Raw genomic sequence first — 17,481 nt, 5'->3', positions numbered from 1 at the left:
CTTAAACTTCAGGCTTTCTATTTATCTTTTAAAGCCTCACTTGCTTCTTTACTCTTTTGGTCTGCTAACTGATCAAGCTGTTTTGCATAGTCTTCGATCTTCAGGTTTCCTTTGATCACGTTATCTAAAATCACGGCCACTTTCGCGTTTGCTTCTTCTCCAACCTTCACGCCTGTTGGTGCTTCCCAACGTGCATCTACATAGCCAGGTACGGTCTTAACAGGCTCAACGACTGCGTTGTCTAAGTTGTCATAAGCTGTCTTGATTCCGGGCACTTCATTGATTGCGAAGTACTCATCTAAAATTTCAGGATCTGCGTTAACTGGTAGTGTGTTCAATGCTTTTCCTTCTTTTTCAGCGATCTCCATACGTTTCATGAAACCTTCTTTACCGAATGACATCCACTTAGAGAAAAGGAATGCTTCTTCAGCGTGCTTACTCGTTTTTGAGATTCCAACAAAGTCGTTCGTTACACCCGTTCTTCCACCCGGAAGTCCGATGAAGTCAAAATCAAAGGTTCCTTTTTCAACAAGTGCAGGAACTCCCCAAGTGCCGTCCCATTTCACAGCGACTTGTCCGTTCATCCATACTTCTTCTGGGTTTTCACCTTTAAAGTTAGCCTTCAAGTCATCTGGAAGTGACTCGTACGCGTAGTTGTTCGTTGTGATTTCTTTTGCAAGATTAGCTCCTGCGATGAATTCTTTTGAATCAAGAGAATATTGTCCGTCTTTAACCGTATACCAGCCCATGTCTGGGTTTGCCGCAGCCGGATACCAGTCGGTTACTGAAAACGCGTGGTTCGTTCCAGCTACACCTTTGTTGATGTTCGTTACTTCTTTAATAGATTTCGTGTACTCTTCTAGTGAAAAACCAAACTCCGGGTAATCTAGGTTCGCTTCGTTAAACAGATCTTTGTTTACTAAGTAGCCTAAGAAATGCTGTGCGAATGGAACTGCATACACTTTATCGTTATAAGTCGCTGATTCACGAACCGCTTCTGGAATGTTAGCAAAATCTTTATCTTTTTCTGTCATTTTCGTGATGTCCATCAACCAGTCGTTTGAAAGTGATGATGGAATCTGTGGCAGAGCAAAAACGTCTGGCATCTTGCCAGCACTTGCTGCAGCAGCGAGTGTTCCGTTCCAGTCTGTTGTGCTAATTGATTCATCGATCTTAACTTTAATGTTTGGATACTTTTTCTCAAACGCTTTGATCATAAGGCGCTCAAGGTTCTGTTCTTTTTCAGTACCAAGTGACCAGCTTGCATACGAGATCGTTACGTTTTCTTTTTTGCTGTCACCGTCAGTGCTTGCTTTTTCATCTGAACTACATGCAGATACTGAAAACAACAATGCGATGATCATGAAAAGAGCTAAAACTTTCTTCATACCTATCAACTCCTGATTTTTGATTTTTTTGGTTATTTCTACGTTGCTCCTGTAAGTGTTGATATCCGTTTCGGGTGCTTCGCTTTCCGCGGGGCAGGCGGTGAGCCCCTTGCCGCTATGCGCCATTAAGGGTCTCACCTGACCGCTTGTCCCGCAGGAGTCTCGCCCCCTACACTCCAATCAACTTATTCAGGGATGAGAATGAACAAAACGCCTTAGTTGCAACATTTAGAAATAGCCTTGTTTTATGGTTGAATAGCGTTCGCGAACGCCGGTTGAAACCGAATGGATGCTGTGTCTTCTGTTGTTTGAATCAGCACTTTAAACGTGTGTTCCTGAACTTCCTCAATGGTGATTCCTTCACTGTCTACAGGTTTCCAAGTAGAAGAACGGAAAATGAACTCTTCTTCTCGTTGGATTACTTTTAGCGTGAGTGAAATTTCATCCTGATGATGTTCAATCTCATAGATCTCACCCGTTCCGTATATGATGAACAAGTCCTCATTTAATGGAACGTTAACCAGAAGCATGAGTCCGCTTCTCATCGGAATTGAAATTTCTTTCCCGCCGAAAAGTGTTTTGCCGTCGTAAGTGATTGTCGTCGTCTTCTTATACTCATCAAAGTTTTGAAGGAAGAAGAAATCTCCCTTATCCGGATGAGATCGAATCGTGATATCAAGTTCTTCATGGAGGCTGAAGCGACTCTCGATACCCGCTCGTTTCGCAAGCTCGACGATAATGTCGTTCTGATAATGAAAGCCGTGATCCATTCCAACGCCGAACATGTAGAGCTGTCCTTTTCCAAGCTGCTTTTCAAAAGCGATCACTTGGTGAGGCTTGTCCTCAATATGTGCAAACACGCCACCCTTTGTCTCATAGATTTCAGCCCGGTCGATCAACACGTTGTCCGTCTGATCAATCTGACCGAACACACGATTGCTTACTCCTTTAACCGAAACGTCGATGTAATCTTTGAGGATCGTGCACGGTACGTTTTTTAGTGTTTTAGTCGGAATGGTCGGGAACAAGATGAGCTTACCGCCGTTCTCAAGATACGAGACAAGTTTTCGTTGAATGTACTCATCCATCCACTCGGTAGTAAACATCCAGAGAGAAGGAATCTGGCTCGGATCGATCTCATCATCAGCCTGCACGTTAACCGCATCATAGATAATGTTGTTCAGTCTAAGTGCCTTCGCGATTCCGTTCGCCATATACGTTTCACGATCGCGCTGAATCTGATCGACCATTGCTTTCGTATGCTCATCATGAAACTCAGTCATGTAATAATCCGGATAAAAACCGAGATGCGTATCGATCACTGGCTTCGTTTGGAGCAGTGAGCTCTCGAATGTCTGCAGCATCTTACCGATATGCTGAATCACAGGATAGTGCGGATTTCTTTGGCCGGTCTTAGTGAGCGGCGCCTGCCAATCATGCCGTCTTCCGAACAGTCCGATATTTTCATAGTTTTCACCAGCACCAAACATGTAATAGTTCACACCGTTCATACCGTCAGCGATACATAAACGCGTCGTTAGATCGAATGTCGTCGGTTGGAGCTTCGGCTTGTCGTGAATACTTCCACCTTGAAACTCAGCTGAGAACAGCGGTTGCTCTTTCCACTGAATCGCTTTTGTAAACGCGTTAGCCAGAACGATGTCAACGTAGCTGTCATACTCGATGTTCCCAATGTAATAGTCGCCAGCCATGAGCGTATTCTCAATCTTGGCGGTCTCGAGCAGCTGCGAAATCCCGATCGGGTACATCGTTCCCCGCTTTAAAATATCGATGCCGTGAAATCCATGAATGTTCACCACGAACGGAACGTCAATGCCTTTTTCTTCTGCTGACTGTTTAAGGTGCTCGATGAACCGCTTATAGTGCTGACGTAAAAAGAGTCCAAATTCATTTCGGAGTGCGTGAGCGAAAATCGCTTCAGGTTTTTTTGTCATGTTCTCCGCGAATGACTGGATGTCTCCATATGGAATGCGGAACGTATCTTGAAACGATTGCTCCGTGTAGTTTGTTTTCAAATGCTGCTGAAACTCTTGAAGAGTCGAAGCATTATAATCCGGCTGGTTCGTAACCCAATGGAACATCCCCACTTCGTTATCGAGCTGGAATAGGATGACCGGACCGCCGTTCGTTACAAGGAAAGGTTTAATGACCGAGCAAACCTCTTTATACCAAAGCTCCGTTTTTTCTAAAAATGTCGGATGACTGTAGCTCACGACTCGTGTTGGATGGATCTCGCCTGCGTTCGTTTTCGCTACCGCTTCTGGGTAGTTTTCAATGAACCACGTTGGAACACCATGGTCGATGATTTCCGCCATCACGTACGGGCCTGGCCGCACTAAGCAATACATCCCTTCCTCTTTTACGAGCTGAAGGAACGTTTGAAAATCACGCTCTGGACGAGAAGTCCCCGTCAAATCCGTTACGCCTTCCTCATACTCATGAAAGATCCAAGGTACATAAGTGCTGATCATATTGGCTCCTGCTTCTTTCACTTGTTGGATGCGCGTCCGCCAATCTTGTTTTGGAATACGAAAGTAGTGAAGTTCTCCTCCAAATAAGAAAACTTCCTTCCCCTCGACGATCACCTTCTCATCTTTTATCGTTACGCTTTTCATAAATCACCTCTTTATCCGGAAATCCGGTTTTGTAAAATAATTGTGTTTAATCGAAACGTTTCGATTAAACACAAAAAAATATGTTACTTCGAAAAATATAAACGTTTCAAATCTCTCGAAAAGAGTGAAATCCTCATTTTACCAATAGAAACGTTTCGCTTTTAGATATTATAAAACAACTTGTAAACGGTTACAATAAAATTTTCTAAAAATTATGACCGGGCGTGATCAAAGTTGATCAGCTAGTTGGATATGGTACGTGTTCTTATAATTGTTACACGTTTGCGCAGACGTGGGCTCTTTTCGCTCAATAGACCCTTCGTTTCGCTCAGTGAACCACTGTTTTCGCTCAAACAGCAATGCGTTTCGCTCAAACTGGTTACCTTTTCGCTCAAGCAGCCAATATCTCTAGTAATCCTCATAAAATTCACCAGTATTTTCTCTATAAAAAACCTTAAAATGCTTACAAAAGTCATAAATTAGAATAATGTTCAATTAAACACAACTTTCCTGTCTATTTTTAACCACTAACATCAACTTTTCAGCCTAATGCAAAAAGCTGACTCCTAATAAACTGGAATCAGCTTCATCATCAATCATCTATAGTCCTTTCGCTAACGCTAATGCCCCGCACACCCCTGCATTGTCACCCAAGCCAGGTGGCACAATATACTGATCAATATTTTTTACTATATTGTCATGCTGAATATACCCGTTTAACAACTTAATCGTATGTTCTCGTACAAACGGGAAAAGCTGTTCCTGCTTCATCACGCCACCGCCGATAATAATCTTCTTAGGCGAGAGTATTAGTATATAATTCACGAGTGCTTGTGCCAGATAGTACGCTTCAAGTTCCCACACTCTAGATTCACCTGCAAGTTCCACACCTTTTATTCCCCAGCGTGCTTCAATCGCAGGTCCTGCCGCCATTCCTTCTAGACAATCGTCGTGATAAGGACAGCTGCCACGAAACCCATCCTCTTCATGCCGCCTTACCAAAATGTGGCCCATCTCTGGGTGCAGCATGCCGTGAATGAGCTTTCCTTCCGCAACAGCCCCAACGCCAATACCCGTTCCAACGGTCATATATAAGCAGCTGTCGAGTCCTTTAGCTGCACCCCAAACCGATTCGCCTAGTGCTGCCGCGTTCACATCCGTATCAAACCCGATCGGAATTTTAAAATGCTTTTTCAGTTCGCCGACTAAGTTGAATTGATTCCAATATTTTTTTGGAGTGCTTGTGATATAGCCATACGTTGAGCTTGCCGGATCAAGATCAACTGGTCCGAATGAACCCACTCCAAGCGCATCAATCTCTTTCTCTTTAAAAAAGTCGATCACCTGCCCGAGAGTCTCTTCCGGCGTTGTTGTTGGGATGGAAATTCTTTCAATGACTTCTCCTTGTTCGGTACCGATTCCGCAAACAAACTTCGTGCCTCCCGCTTCAATCGCTCCTAGTCTCATTTAGAATCACTTCTTTCTTTCAACTTAAAGGAAAGTCCACATTCAAACATTCGGTTCCATGGCGCGAACGTTTCCAAATTCTCCACCTTATATGCTTGAAAGCTATTCAGAATCATCTCATTGAATCTACTTAACATCCGTTGATTGCGCTCTTCATTTACAATGTCTGCAGCCTCTTTTAAATCAAAATAATTCAAATCATACTTCGGCAGATAATCTGTGTTCATTTCCATACGAATCTCTGCTTGATAAAAATAATCATCAAAAAGGTGGTAAATTAGATTTTTTTGAATCTCCGTCTGCTTACCTTCAGCCCCCAACACACCTTGGCAGATTGTTGTGCCTAGCGTATTACAGTTCGTGTTCCACCCTTTGTATGACAGAAGCTGATCAAGAATACCCTCTTCATCTAAAAGGGTGATCAACTCGCGGTCTCCGCCATTCGCATATGCGGAATCCGCCACAATGACGTTTTTACCTGAATCTATAAAATGCTTAATTTCATCCACAAACGTGAGCATATTTCTAAAACTCGTGTACGTAATGTCTTTTACATTTTGTTCCCATGACTCTTGCATGACGCGTCCTGGCATATTATAAGCGAGCACTAGATCGGCATCCTCCGCACGATCCACCAACTGACACCCTGCTGCTAAAACATGCGCTTTTAAACTTTCTGCAAAAGGACGATCTTCATACATGGGCACAAGCTGCGGGCCGAGCGTACTGCTCCATATAGGAAAAATTTTAGGTTTCTGCCCCTTCAAATCATTATAAACCCTCGCTAATAAAGTCGCTCCTACTTCATCTGCACCAGGGTACATGTGAACTTTTTTATATAAACGCAGCTGTTCTCGTTTTGTCACCACCGCGCTTTGATCAATCGCAGTATATCCGAATTCGGAACTATCATCCTGAGGAATGGACATAAACGTCAGCACGCCTTCCTGAACCAAATCTAACATCTGTAAATTCATATTTGAGTTGAAGACACGTCTCGTCTCATAGTCTTCGATGTGTTCTTTTGGCAGCTTTTCTTGTATTTCGCTAAGCTGTTTCGCCTCATCTTCTGTTAACTTTTCTCGCTTTTCTTTATCCAGTAGATAAGCGCGTAAAAACAATTCTCTGCCCCAATGTTCATAATAATCCGGTTCCTCGTCACTCGAACTGTATTTTGGTGTACGCATGATTAAATTTGATGCGTAGATTCCTAGATTCGGATGTTCCTGGCGCAGCGAGCGTAAGCGTTCAATCCATACCGTACTCTCTTTTTGAGTCAAATAATGAAGTCTGGACGGAAGCAGCCCGCCGTAAACCAGCATATCAATGCTTAAAATAAGAGCATCCACTTTCCCTGCTAGATTCTTTAGCCAGTTCCACAAACCTTCTGTATTCGCCGCCTTTTTTTTATAACCTAAGAGTTCAGGTCCAGGAACAAACAACTCTACATCATGTGAAGACTCCGCAATCATCTGGACATATGTGATGTTGCAAGGGCGTTCATCTATTGGTAAATAAGCAATCTTCATGGATTTGGCCTTCTTTCGCTACATACTTTTTATGAATAAATTTCAGCTTTTCTTCCTCATGAAGCATAGGGACTTCGTGGCCGTATTCACGGTACGTTCTGATTTCCTTTGGACCGCCTAAATGATGATACAAAGCAAAAGCGCTTAACGGCGGACATACGGGATCAATCATCCCCACCGATAAAAGGACCGGACATGTTACAAAGGTTGCTAAATTCATCGTGTCCACATAACTGAGCGTTTCAAAGATTTTAGCTACCGTTAGATGCTGTGGATCGTGTACTTTAAAATAATGCGCAATCTCTGTATAAGGTCCTTCTGCAGCAAGTCCAACCGAACGTTCAAAGTCCGTCATAAACGGAATGTCGCATAACGTTAAGGTGATGTCCTCCTGCAAAGCAGCAGTGGCGATGGCCAATCCTCCACCTTGACTGCCGCCTTCCAGATAAACGTCTCTTTTTCCTGACAGTTCGCGAACAACGTCAACACTTCGGTAACAATCCATATAAACGTGCGTGTAATAATATTGGTCAGGATCGAAAATTCCTTGTGTGAGCCAGCCGGCTGCCCCTCCATTTTCGTAGTTGTTCTTGTCCGCGGATTTCACACTCTGTCCTCTTACATCTACTAATAAAACAGGCACACCTTGAATCACATGCTTAAACGTATAATGCGGCTGCAGCGTGTTCCAGTTGTAGCCATGAAAGATGACGGCAGCTGGAGCATCGTACTTAACAATTTCTGGTGTCACGTAAACACCGTGGATGCGAGAATTGCGAAATCCGTCAAATGCCACGTCATAGACTTTTACGCCCGGAACGCTGTATGCTCGCTCCTTTACTTCAACATTTAGCGGATACTCGTGATTTTCAACTTTTAACCTATCCCAAAATGCATCAAAATCAGCTTTTTTCGTCTGCTGAGGTTTGTAATTTCGCAGTTGTTCTATCGCTTCATCGTAAGCATTCATGACTGTTCACCCTTCATACGTAAAAAGGAGAAAATATTTGGTAGTATCATATTTTCTCCTTTCTTTTCAATTCGTTTTTATATAAAGCGTGCAGGCGCAAATGGTGCGATTGCACGCCCGGAAGTCGCCAGTTGGCTTCATTCCTTATCGGAACTGCAATTTGTCTGTTTTTACGGTACGTGTTCTCTTATTTATTACACGTTCGCTCAAACAAGGCCGCTTTTCGCTCCAATCACCTTCTGTTTCGCCCCGTGGACCAACTGTTTCGCTCCAATTGACCAGCGTTTCGCCCAGTGGACCCCTCGTTTCGCTCCAATACCCCAAAACACAAACTTCATCCCTCTTTTACCGCTTTAAAACCCTGTCCCACCCCTAAGTAAACATGTAAGATCAGCTCATTTACAACAGAATGGTTAATTTTAAGCGTAATTTGAGACGAAACAGCCAATTAAATAATCTCTTTTTGATGATTTTCTGCCTTATAGTCATTGCGCAGTTCTTTTAAAATAACATCCATCAGGTAGAATGCTGATACTTCACAAATAGAGTTATCATCACCCGCGATATCGTCTGTCGCTGGAATGAGTAAACGCGTATTCGAAACCTCTGATAACGGTGAATCCTGCTGGCTCGTCACTCCGATCGTTTCGCACCCTAACTTCTTCGCTTGCCTCAGCATACCAACCACTTCTGAATCATAACCAGAAGCACTGAGTCCGATTACCAGCGTGTCTTGGTTTAGTGTGTATGATGACAATTCCATCTCATAAGCGGACGAAAACGTATCGGCTCTCTTGCCAAGTCTCATTAGCTTGTATTTCATTTGATCCGCGATAAAAGACAGCTTGTTTCCGCCATACAAGTAAATTTGTTCGGCGTTTGCTACTTGATGTTTTACTTTTTCTACATCCTTCAATTCGTACAGCGTATCAAATTTTTTGAGCATACTCACATACGTCTCTTTAACACCTGTTAAATTGTGACTTTCAGAATGTTCAAATAGTCTTATGCTCACAGAAGCTTCTTTTGCCATCAATCGAAGCTTGTTGTATGAACCAAACTCGAGCTTTTGGCAGAACCTTGTAATCGTCGCTTCTGATACGTCGATCTGTCGTGACAGTTCTGAAATGGTTCTGTTCGGGAATGACTCTAGATTCGTGATAATGTATTTTGCGATCATCTGCTCGCGTTTCGTCAGCTTGTGTCTGTTCGATTCGATCATTGTCGTGATGCTCTTCAAAGGCTGCAGAGATTCTTGAAGCAAGAAATGTCGTAGAGCTCCGACCATGCCTGCATTATTTAAGTTGCGGGCGATCTCGATCTTCGTTTTTGCTAAAATGGCTGGAATCACATCGATCTCGAGCTGTTTCATGATTAAAGGCATAAGGTAATCCTTTTGAGCCGTAATGCCTCCGCCGATAATAATCGTTTCAGGATTCATCATGTATGCAATCGTTGCGATTCCTTTTGAAAGATAGTACACAAGGCGTTCAATTTCCTCGATGCATATTTCGTCACCTTTTTGCGCCATCTCAAAAATCATTTTGCCATCAAGCTCAGACTCCGCTACTTCTTTACGTTGTGTAACATTTTTTATTAAAACCCGTGTCGAAGCTAGTTCTTCAAACTGACCGCCTTCGATCGGAATATAACCGATCTCACCACCGCTAAAGCTGTGGCCGGTGTGAAGTTTGTTATCTAAAATATAGCTTCCGCCGATTCCTGTACCAATCGTCAGACAGAACAAGCTCTTCGAATCTTTTCCTGTTCCGATCCATGACTCCGCAAGTCCCGCACAGTTCACATCGTTTTCTACTTCTACTGGCAAGTTAAAGTGTTCCTCTAGTTCCTGCTTTAACTTAGTTCCGGTGTAATTTGGAATTAGAGAAGAAGCAAAAAGAATGACGCCTTCTTTGGAGTCTACTTGGCCAGCTGTGCTGACACAGATCCCGCTTATGTCATGCTTATCGATCAACTGCTCTCCACATTGCTTCACTTTTTGGACGATAACAGGTCCGCCAAGCTGCGCTTCTGTTGGCACTTCATATTTTTCGATAAACGTCCCATCTTCTGAAATAACACCGTATTTAATTAATGTCCCGCCTATGTCAAATGCTACAAACTTTCTCATCATGATCACCTTCATTTTCTAAGGACGGAGTATTTGATCCCTTCATTACCGGCCTTTCCTTTTTACACGAATGGTTTTGATTTGTTTAGGGCCAAACGTAATGGCTGTTTGTTTTGCTGCGGAAACGCTGGAAATGATTTTCCCAGTAAAATCAACTTCATACAGCTCTTCAGGATCAAAACCAAGAATTAAATCTGTGTTCACATCCTCAGCAGAAGGATTGAACAGACGAATATCAAACGTATTTTCTTCCTTCAACATGAATGAGGAAAAAGCAACACCTGCTGATGAAAGATTAAATAGCTTTTGATCCTCTTTTTTTACATATGATTGCTGAGTCAACACGTGCTGACGCAAAAATTTTCCGTTGTTTAAACTCATGTTGTTCTTACCAAGAACCAACCCGTATTCAAATTCGTACTCACCGAGGCATTGTGCGCCTGGTGTTTCAAAGCCTGGCCCAGCCCCATTTCCACGCGTACGCAGATCACGTCTCGACAACCATCCAACACTTCGGATCATCGTTAAGAAAATGTGGTCACTTCCTTCAAACTCGTCAACCTCGTATTCTTGTAAACCTCGGTGAAGAAGTTGATGTTCATTTGCGATCACTGTAGATTGAGTTGGATATTGATTCATGATCGCTTCTTTATTTTTCGGCATATCGAATTTCTTATCTCGAAGCGTTTCCCGTTGGATCAGGTCAAACGCTGTGTCTGCATAGCTTATATCGGCTTTAGCTGTAGAGAATCCAACCTTCAGCTTTTGGTCTTTCGCCGAATTGTTTATCTTCGTTTTAAAATAAATAAATCTTTTCCCTTTATGAAGGGTTATCGTTGTTCTTATCTTATTTGTGGTTTCAGTGTCACTTGCACCTGATCGGTCTTCGTTCAGTGAAGCAGGCAATTTCATCTCATAATGCACCGTAACGGACTGGAACGTCTCACCCTTACGAATATCCGATATTGCCGTAATAACAGCTTTACTGATTTTATCATTCAGAGGAGGTGAATAGTTGTACGTGTCTCCAGCATCTAAGGACGAAGTAAAATGATGCTGATCACCATGTGTCACGCCGGTTTCAAGGTCAGTGATGGATAAACTGTCGTCATTCCATTCTATTTTATAAAAGTCATTTTGAATGAACGGCAGCGAATGACTTTCAACAACTTTCGAGTCATCTTCCACCGTATCAATTTTAATCGCCTTTATTTCAGCTCCATCAAAAGGAATTGAAAAGCTTACATCATAGACCACATAATCTCCATAGTGAGGTTCAGCTAAAATATGATGAATAAATTCTTCCCGACGTTCTCTTTTCAACACGTCAAACGCAATATCCTCTTCGTTATGAAACAGTTTGATCGAACCTTTGTCTAATGGAGCTGGAATGCGGATCGATGCTGTTACAGGATAACGTGAGGCAATCGGTGTATTGTTAACCACATATAAGTAGCCGTTTTCTACTGAATCGTCAAGATACTCAAAGGGAAATTCATCGTGAAGGGTATCTTTTGAAAATCGGCTGATTGCATTTAACACTTTTTGCGTTCGTGTTTCCATCTCATCATGAACCGCGTCTACACTGCAACCGCAAATGCTGTCATGCGGCTGGTTCTGTAAGATCAGTTTCCACACATACTCCATGAACTTTGCAGAATCTGAAGAACCATACGTCCAAACGTTTAATGCTTCCATGATTCCAACTGCTTGGTCTTCGCACATTTGGTTTTGATTTTTCAAATAAGATCTCGTGGAATACACGCCAGGAAGAATGAAAATTTTTGATGGATCGCGTTGTTCTCCTGAGATTGTTGCCTCTGGTTCCACTCCAGCGAATGAGTTCACATACTCCGACATCAACGTTTGCTTAAACGCAATATGGGGCATTTCCTCACTCAACTTCTTCACTCTTTCATTTACATCAGAGCTTGTAAACGTATGATCCGCTCCGTTCATGATTAAAGCATTACCCGAAGTTAAATAAGGAGCATTTCCTTCTAGATAGGTTTTCGTCTTTTCAACAAAATCCTTAGATTTAAGGAATGTTTGATAATAACCTTCAAATAGCGGCAGTACGATCGTAAATACCTTTGTTCCGTCTGCACCTTCCCATGTGTTTTCAAAACGGTCCGATATGGCACCACGGAAAATGAGAGCAGAATCAATTCGATAATGGCATAAAATTTGCGGCATCTGACTGATGTGTCCAAACGTATCTGGCAAATATCCGATGTTATACGGTGAACCTAGTTTCTTGGCAGTACTTGTTCCGATCTCCAAGTTCTTGATCATGGACTCACCTGAAACGAGAAACTCATCCGCTAAAAGATACCATGGGCCAACTTCTATTTTTCCTTCTCTTATAAAAGTAAGCAGGCGGGCATACTCTTCATCACTTACAATCTCTTGGTAATCATCCAGAACGATCGTCTGTCCGTCTAAAAAGAAGTTATCGATCTTCCCCTCATTCAACAGGTCCTGTGTATAGCGTAGTCCGTTGCGAAGTCTGAAACGAAACTCTTCAAACGTTTCGTACCATTCACGGTCCCAATGCGTATGGTTCAATATGTTTACTGTATTTATGTTCTTCATTTAAAACTCCTCCACCATTTGAAGCTGCTGTTTCAGATGTGCACCGTTCAATGTGTTTAATGCCGTGTTGTTTTTAATTGAATACGCGCAGGCCATTCCTGCCGCTTGACCCATATCACGAACAGTCGGCTGAATGCGAAGAGAGGCTTGCATCAAAAATGTGCTAGAGATGTGTCTGCCTACAACAACTAAGTTTTCCACTTCAAACGTGATAAGTGAACGGTAAGGAATTTCGTAATATTCTCCACGAGAAAATTTCGCTTCGTTTACCGATTCCTTTGTAACACTGTGAACATCAATGTACCAGTCGCCTCGAGCAATTCCGTCTTCAAATCGAGCGCGATTCACATAATCCTGTTCAGTAAGTACGTATTGACCAACGATGCGGTATGATTCACGAATACCAAGCTGGTTCGCTTCTTTCAATAGAAAAGCGTTCTGGAATCCAGGAATGTATTTTGGTAAGAATTTTGCGAGTCTACGAATCATTTGTCTACCTTTTACAACAGCCTCTGAACGAAGGTTTGGATCTGTTGTTTTCGTTATGCCTGGAATGTGCGGGCAGTTAAATGACATGACCGTGGGTTTTCCCGGCTGGGTAAACGCTTGGAAATAGCGCAAATCTTCCTCAAGTAAGTCACCGTTTGCGAATGCTTCTCGGAAGTAAGGTTCTAATACATGCCCTTTACCAGGAACCATGGCAATCTCAAAAAAGTCAGGATTCTCAATCTTACAAAACGTCTCGTTCTGAGAGAGGATGAACGTCCTTAACTCTGGGATATCAATACCTCCCATTTCAAAACGGAATGAGATTTGCTGATTTTCTCCATCGTTATTTCCACTCACCACTCCAACACCTGCTGAACGAGAAAGAACGGCATCTGCTGTAGCATCAACGAACGTTTTTCCTGAAATTGCAGCAAGTCCATTGCATGTGTTTACGATAATATGTGTGATCTTTCCCTCTTCCTTAACGCAGTCTATAAAATTCGCATCATACAGAATGCTGCCTCCGCGCTCTGTGATGAGCTGTTCGAGCACATAACTTAATGACTCAACGTTAAACCAGCTGCATGCTGTCGTTCCGTCACTTGTTTTAACATTCTCTTTATTTAACCGTTCCGTGATCAAACCGTTGATACGCTGAGTTTTTACATGAGTCGGCATCATAGGAGAAACAAGGGAATTCGTTTGAGTTCCTCCGAGTGATATGGTTTTTTCTACGACTAGTGTAGAGAGATTTTCTTCTAATGCAGAGATCGCTGTTGCAGCGCCTCCTGTACCGCCGCCGACCACAACACAATCCACATCATGAATGACAGGTATTTCTCTTCCCCAAAAAGTTAAGGTACTCAAATGAATTCACCTCTAAAAAAAGATATCGTGATGTGACGGTTTATCCTTTTACCGCTCCGTCTGTTGCTCCTGAAATAAAGTACTTTTGCAGCCAAATGAAGATTAACAGTGTTGGAATCGTCGTTAAGATGGATGCTGCAGAAATTAATTTTAAGTTTGATCCGTCAAAGTTCTGTGAAAGCTGTGCGAGCCCAATGGATAACGTGTACATGCTGCTTTCTGTTGAATTAAGCAACGGCCATAAGTAATCGCCCCACGTGCCCATGAATGTGAAGATCGCCAACGTTACAAGTGTTGGTTTCACAAGCGGCAATACGACGAGATACCAAACTTTAAAGCGGTTTGCGCCGTCTAAGTATGCAGATTCTTCAAGTTCTTTTGGAATACGCAGATAAGCTTGGCGCATTAAAAAGATCCCGAATGCTGTTGAAACCTGCATCACAACAAGCCCAATATGTGTGTTTCTTAATCCAAGTTCTCCTGCTAGCTGAAAAAGTGGAGCCATATATAGCTGAAACGGAACCATCATGGTTGAGATGATGAGTGCCAGCACAACACTGCGTCCTTTAAAATCCATACGTGCGAGCGGATATGCCGCTAAACTGCAGAACAACAGATTTAGAGGAATCGCAATAGCTGTAATAATCGCTGTGTTCATAAAGTAAAGTCCAAAGTTTGCTTTTTCAAAGGCTGTTACGAAGTTTACGAGTGTTGGGTCTTTTGGAAGCAGACTTGTGTAGATACCTTCACTTCCAGATTTCATCGCCATAAATAACGTAATCAGAAACGGTCCGACCGTCAGTACAGTGATGAGAATCATAACGGCATAAAGCCATATTTTACTGTTTTGTTTTGATTTCATAAGTTATCCCCCCAATCGGTTAAACACGCAGATCGTCTTCGCGTTTACTTGTTAATTTCATTTGTAGAAGTGATGCTGCAATCGCAAGTATGAGCAGCACGATACCTGCAGCAGACGCGATACTTACGTCGAGACTCATAAATTTGTTATAGATGTACATAACGAGCGTCGTTGTCGCACCTGATGGACCCCCGCCCGTTGTTAAGGCGATCTCTTCAAAGACTTTCATTCCAGCAATGATTGTCATAACCGATACGAGTGTAATTGATGGTGTTAGCATCGGAATTGTAATCTTCGTAAACTGCTTCCAAACAGATGCTCCGTCAATACTTGCAGACTCATAAACATCCTTTGGAATCGATTGCAGACCTGCCAAATAAATGATCATATAATAGCCAAGCCCTTTCCATACGGTAATGGCTGCTACGGCTGTTAGTGCTGTTGATGACTGAACCAATAGATTAGTAGGACCGTCGAACACTCCTAGTTTTACTAAGAACTCAGAGATGATTCCGCTTTGTGAGTAAAGCATCTTCCACATAAGCGCGGCTACTACCATTGGTGTGATAACCGGGAGATAGTAAAGAACTCGGAACGTGCCAGCTCCTCTTATTCTTTGGTTTACAAGGACTGCTAAAATCATTGGTAAAAAGACGTTTAAGGGCAGGACGATCACAAGAAACGTCAGCGTATTGATTAACGCAACCCAAAAATACTTATCTGCAAACATCTCTTTAAAGTTAGCTAGACCAACATATTCTCCAGTACCCGCAATGATTTTATAATCCAGAAAACTCCACTTGAACGCTTCTAAAATCGGATACACTAAAAACGTTGCTAGAATTACGATAGCCGGCAGTAAAAACAGCCATGGTGTAAGGAACTTCATGCTAAACTTTTTCTTCTTTTTCGTTGTTGTGATTTTTGTTTTGACATTTGGCAGTACAACAGGTTCTCTGTTCATGTTAGAACCCCCCTTTTAAAAAGTAGAGACTAGGCTTTTTGTAAAAGCTAGTCTCTTCATCTACTACATTAGAATGTTACTTTTTCACCTGATTTTTCAAACGCTTTGTTCCACTCAGAAGCTAGTTCTTTTAACGCTTCTTTCGGAGATAGTTTACCTTGTAAGTTTTGGATGAAGATGTTCTTAGTGGCTGTACGCAGATCAGCACTGTTTTCCGTTGGAGGAATGAGTACTTCAGCACGGCTTAAAGACTTAGAAGCTTCTAACATACCAAATGCTTTTGGAGAATCTCCTGGATTCTTGAAGTAATCATCTTCTAAAGATTTCTTTGTAGCTGGAAGAACAGTTCCTGCCGTTTTAGCAAATTCTAATTGGTTTTCAGCGTTTGAAACAAACTCAGCAAGTGCAACTGCAGCATCTTCGTTCTTTGTTTTTGCTGGAACCGCAAAGTTCATAACAGCCACGTTCACTGGTGCTTCAGCTGCGTTCAACGGCTGTCCTGCTTTTGATGCTTTGTACACTTCAGGAGCCCCTGACTCGATTGGTCCTAGGAAAGTTACGCCGCCTTCAAGCATAGATACGTTTCCTGCCATGTAAAGCTCTTGACCTGTTTTAATAGATCCTTCTGCAGCTTCTTGTGGAATAATTCCTTCTTTATACATCTTCTGAGTTGCCTCGAAGAATTCTAATAGATCTTTGTTGTCTTCGATGTTTGCTTTTCCGTCCTCAACGATCGGTGTTCCGTTCGCGATTGAAACCATTTTTTCCATAATCGTGTTTCCGTCATTGATAACAGGGTAGTAAGACGGTTTTCCCGTTGCATCTTTTACTTTTTTCGCCGCTTCATAAAGTCCCTTCGTATCTGTAGGAAGCTCTGAAACGCCAGCTTTTGAGAACGCATCGCCGTTAAACCAAGAAACCGTTGTTGTTAAGTACCATGGCAAAGCATAAAGCTTATCTTCATACATACCTGATTGATACGGCCCTTCTACAAAAGAGTCCTTCGTCTCGTCACTCACCGCATCTGTAAGATCTAATAGTCCACCTTGAGCTGCAATGTTAGACATGTAGTGAGGATTCAAGTTAACAACGTCTGGAACATCGTCACCTGTAAGTGATGTCAGCACTTTTTGCTCCATTTCATTTTGAGGAACGTCTTCAATCACAACATCAAGTTTCGGATGAAGCTTTTCAAAATCCTTTTCAATGTTCTTGAAGTAAGTATCAAATGGCTCTCCTGCTAATGAAGCCGTCCAAAGCGTAACTTCTCCAGAAAGCTCTCCATCTTTAGAAGACCCTTTTGCCTTATCTTCCTCTCCGTTGCTGCACGCGATCAAACTTAATGACAACGCTGCTGCTAGTGAACCAGAAACCCAAGTTTTTGTACGTTTCTTCACTTTTCATTTCCCCCTCAGAAACATTTTGGTAAGCGTTTTCTTAATAACTCAATTATAAAAGTAAGATTGCGGAATTTCAATCCATTTTAAAAATAATTTTCGTTCGTTTTTATATTTTGAAAATAAATTTCTTTTTTTGCGTGTTAAAGTTGTCGATGCTGTTGGCGAGTCAGGAACGTGCGCTCT

General features: G+C 42.4%; 12 protein-coding genes. All 12 read right to left on the bottom strand.

Features of this window, described 5'->3' with window-relative positions; translation table 11 throughout:
* Window positions 1-17 precede the first annotated feature (17 nt).
* A complete protein-coding gene (locus tag QUF49_RS03310; RefSeq protein ID WP_289494325.1) occupies window positions 18-1,388 on the bottom strand; it encodes an ABC transporter substrate-binding protein in 1,371 nt (456 codons plus the stop codon).
* A 245-nt stretch (window positions 1,389-1,633) separates the two neighbouring features.
* A complete protein-coding gene (locus QUF49_RS03305) occupies window positions 1,634-4,024 on the bottom strand; it encodes a beta-galactosidase (RefSeq protein ID WP_289494324.1) in 2,391 nt (796 codons plus the stop codon).
* A gap of 600 nt (window positions 4,025-4,624) precedes the next feature.
* Window positions 4,625-5,491, bottom strand: coding sequence for an ROK family protein (locus tag QUF49_RS03300; RefSeq protein WP_289494323.1), 867 nt, complete (start codon window positions 5,489-5,491; stop codon window positions 4,625-4,627).
* Entirely contained in the window at window positions 5,488-7,020 is a 1,533-nt protein-coding gene (locus QUF49_RS03295; RefSeq protein ID WP_289494322.1) for a DUF4127 family protein, read from the bottom strand. Before QUF49_RS03295 ends, QUF49_RS03300 begins: the two co-directional genes overlap by 4 nt.
* A complete protein-coding gene (locus QUF49_RS03290) occupies window positions 6,992-7,990 on the bottom strand; it encodes an acetylxylan esterase (protein WP_289494321.1) in 999 nt (332 codons plus the stop codon). The genes QUF49_RS03295 and QUF49_RS03290 overlap by 29 nt, the downstream gene beginning before the upstream one ends.
* 206 nt (window positions 7,991-8,196) lie before the next feature.
* Window positions 8,197-8,328 carry a hypothetical protein gene (locus QUF49_RS03285; RefSeq protein WP_289494320.1) on the bottom strand — a complete coding sequence of 44 codons (132 nt, stop codon included), beginning with the start codon at window positions 8,326-8,328 and terminating at the stop codon, window positions 8,197-8,199.
* A gap of 110 nt (window positions 8,329-8,438) precedes the next feature.
* Window positions 8,439-10,124, bottom strand: coding sequence for an ROK family protein (locus tag QUF49_RS03280; RefSeq protein WP_289494319.1), 1,686 nt, complete (start codon window positions 10,122-10,124; stop codon window positions 8,439-8,441).
* Between the two features lie 42 nt (window positions 10,125-10,166).
* Window positions 10,167-12,716 (bottom strand): glycoside hydrolase family 38 C-terminal domain-containing protein, encoded by a 2,550-nt coding sequence (locus QUF49_RS03275; protein WP_289494318.1) that lies wholly within the window; start codon window positions 12,714-12,716, stop codon window positions 10,167-10,169.
* Window positions 12,717-14,072: an FAD-dependent oxidoreductase gene (locus tag QUF49_RS03270; protein ID WP_289494317.1), complete on the bottom strand. Its 1,356-nt coding sequence runs from the start codon at window positions 14,070-14,072 to the stop codon at window positions 12,717-12,719.
* A 40-nt stretch (window positions 14,073-14,112) separates the two neighbouring features.
* Complete coding sequence (locus QUF49_RS03265) at window positions 14,113-14,934, bottom strand: carbohydrate ABC transporter permease (protein WP_289494316.1); 822 nt, start codon at window positions 14,932-14,934, stop codon at window positions 14,113-14,115.
* Window positions 14,935-14,953: 19 nt separating this feature from the next.
* Window positions 14,954-15,898 carry a carbohydrate ABC transporter permease gene (locus QUF49_RS03260; protein WP_289494315.1) on the bottom strand — a complete coding sequence of 315 codons (945 nt, stop codon included), beginning with the start codon at window positions 15,896-15,898 and terminating at the stop codon, window positions 14,954-14,956.
* A 68-nt stretch (window positions 15,899-15,966) separates the two neighbouring features.
* Window positions 15,967-17,295, bottom strand: a complete 1,329-nt coding sequence (locus tag QUF49_RS03255; RefSeq protein ID WP_289494314.1) for an ABC transporter substrate-binding protein — start codon at window positions 17,293-17,295, stop codon at window positions 15,967-15,969.
* Window positions 17,296-17,481 lie beyond the last annotated feature (186 nt).

This window comes from Fictibacillus sp. b24 (assembly GCF_030348825.1).
GTDB lineage: Bacteria > Bacillota > Bacilli > Bacillales > Fictibacillaceae > Fictibacillus.
The sequence above is the reverse complement of the archived record's forward strand: the minus strand, read 5'-3'. Positions and strand labels throughout refer to the sequence as shown.

What these genes read in the sequence shown, in the direction of transcription:
- QUF49_RS03285 (WP_289494320.1), bottom strand. Translation starts at nt 8,328, where the DNA reads ATGAAGTTTGTGTTTTGGGGTATTGGAGCGAAACGAGGGGTCCACTGG.
- QUF49_RS03310 (WP_289494325.1), bottom strand. Translation starts at nt 1,388, where the DNA reads ATGAAGAAAGTTTTAGCTCTTTTCATGATCATCGCATTGTTGTTTTCA.
- QUF49_RS03295 (WP_289494322.1), bottom strand. Translation starts at nt 7,020, where the DNA reads ATGAAGATTGCTTATTTACCAATAGATGAACGCCCTTGCAACATCACA.
- QUF49_RS03280 (WP_289494319.1), bottom strand. Translation starts at nt 10,124, where the DNA reads ATGATGAGAAAGTTTGTAGCATTTGACATAGGCGGGACATTAATTAAA.
- QUF49_RS03290 (WP_289494321.1), bottom strand. Translation starts at nt 7,990, where the DNA reads ATGAATGCTTACGATGAAGCGATAGAACAACTGCGAAATTACAAACCT.
- QUF49_RS03260 (WP_289494315.1), bottom strand. Translation starts at nt 15,898, where the DNA reads ATGAACAGAGAACCTGTTGTACTGCCAAATGTCAAAACAAAAATCACA.
- QUF49_RS03275 (WP_289494318.1), bottom strand. Translation starts at nt 12,716, where the DNA reads ATGAAGAACATAAATACAGTAAACATATTGAACCATACGCATTGGGAC.
- QUF49_RS03305 (WP_289494324.1), bottom strand. Translation starts at nt 4,024, where the DNA reads ATGAAAAGCGTAACGATAAAAGATGAGAAGGTGATCGTCGAGGGGAAG.
- QUF49_RS03300 (WP_289494323.1), bottom strand. Translation starts at nt 5,491, where the DNA reads ATGAGACTAGGAGCGATTGAAGCGGGAGGCACGAAGTTTGTTTGCGGA.
- QUF49_RS03265 (WP_289494316.1), bottom strand. Translation starts at nt 14,934, where the DNA reads ATGAAATCAAAACAAAACAGTAAAATATGGCTTTATGCCGTTATGATT.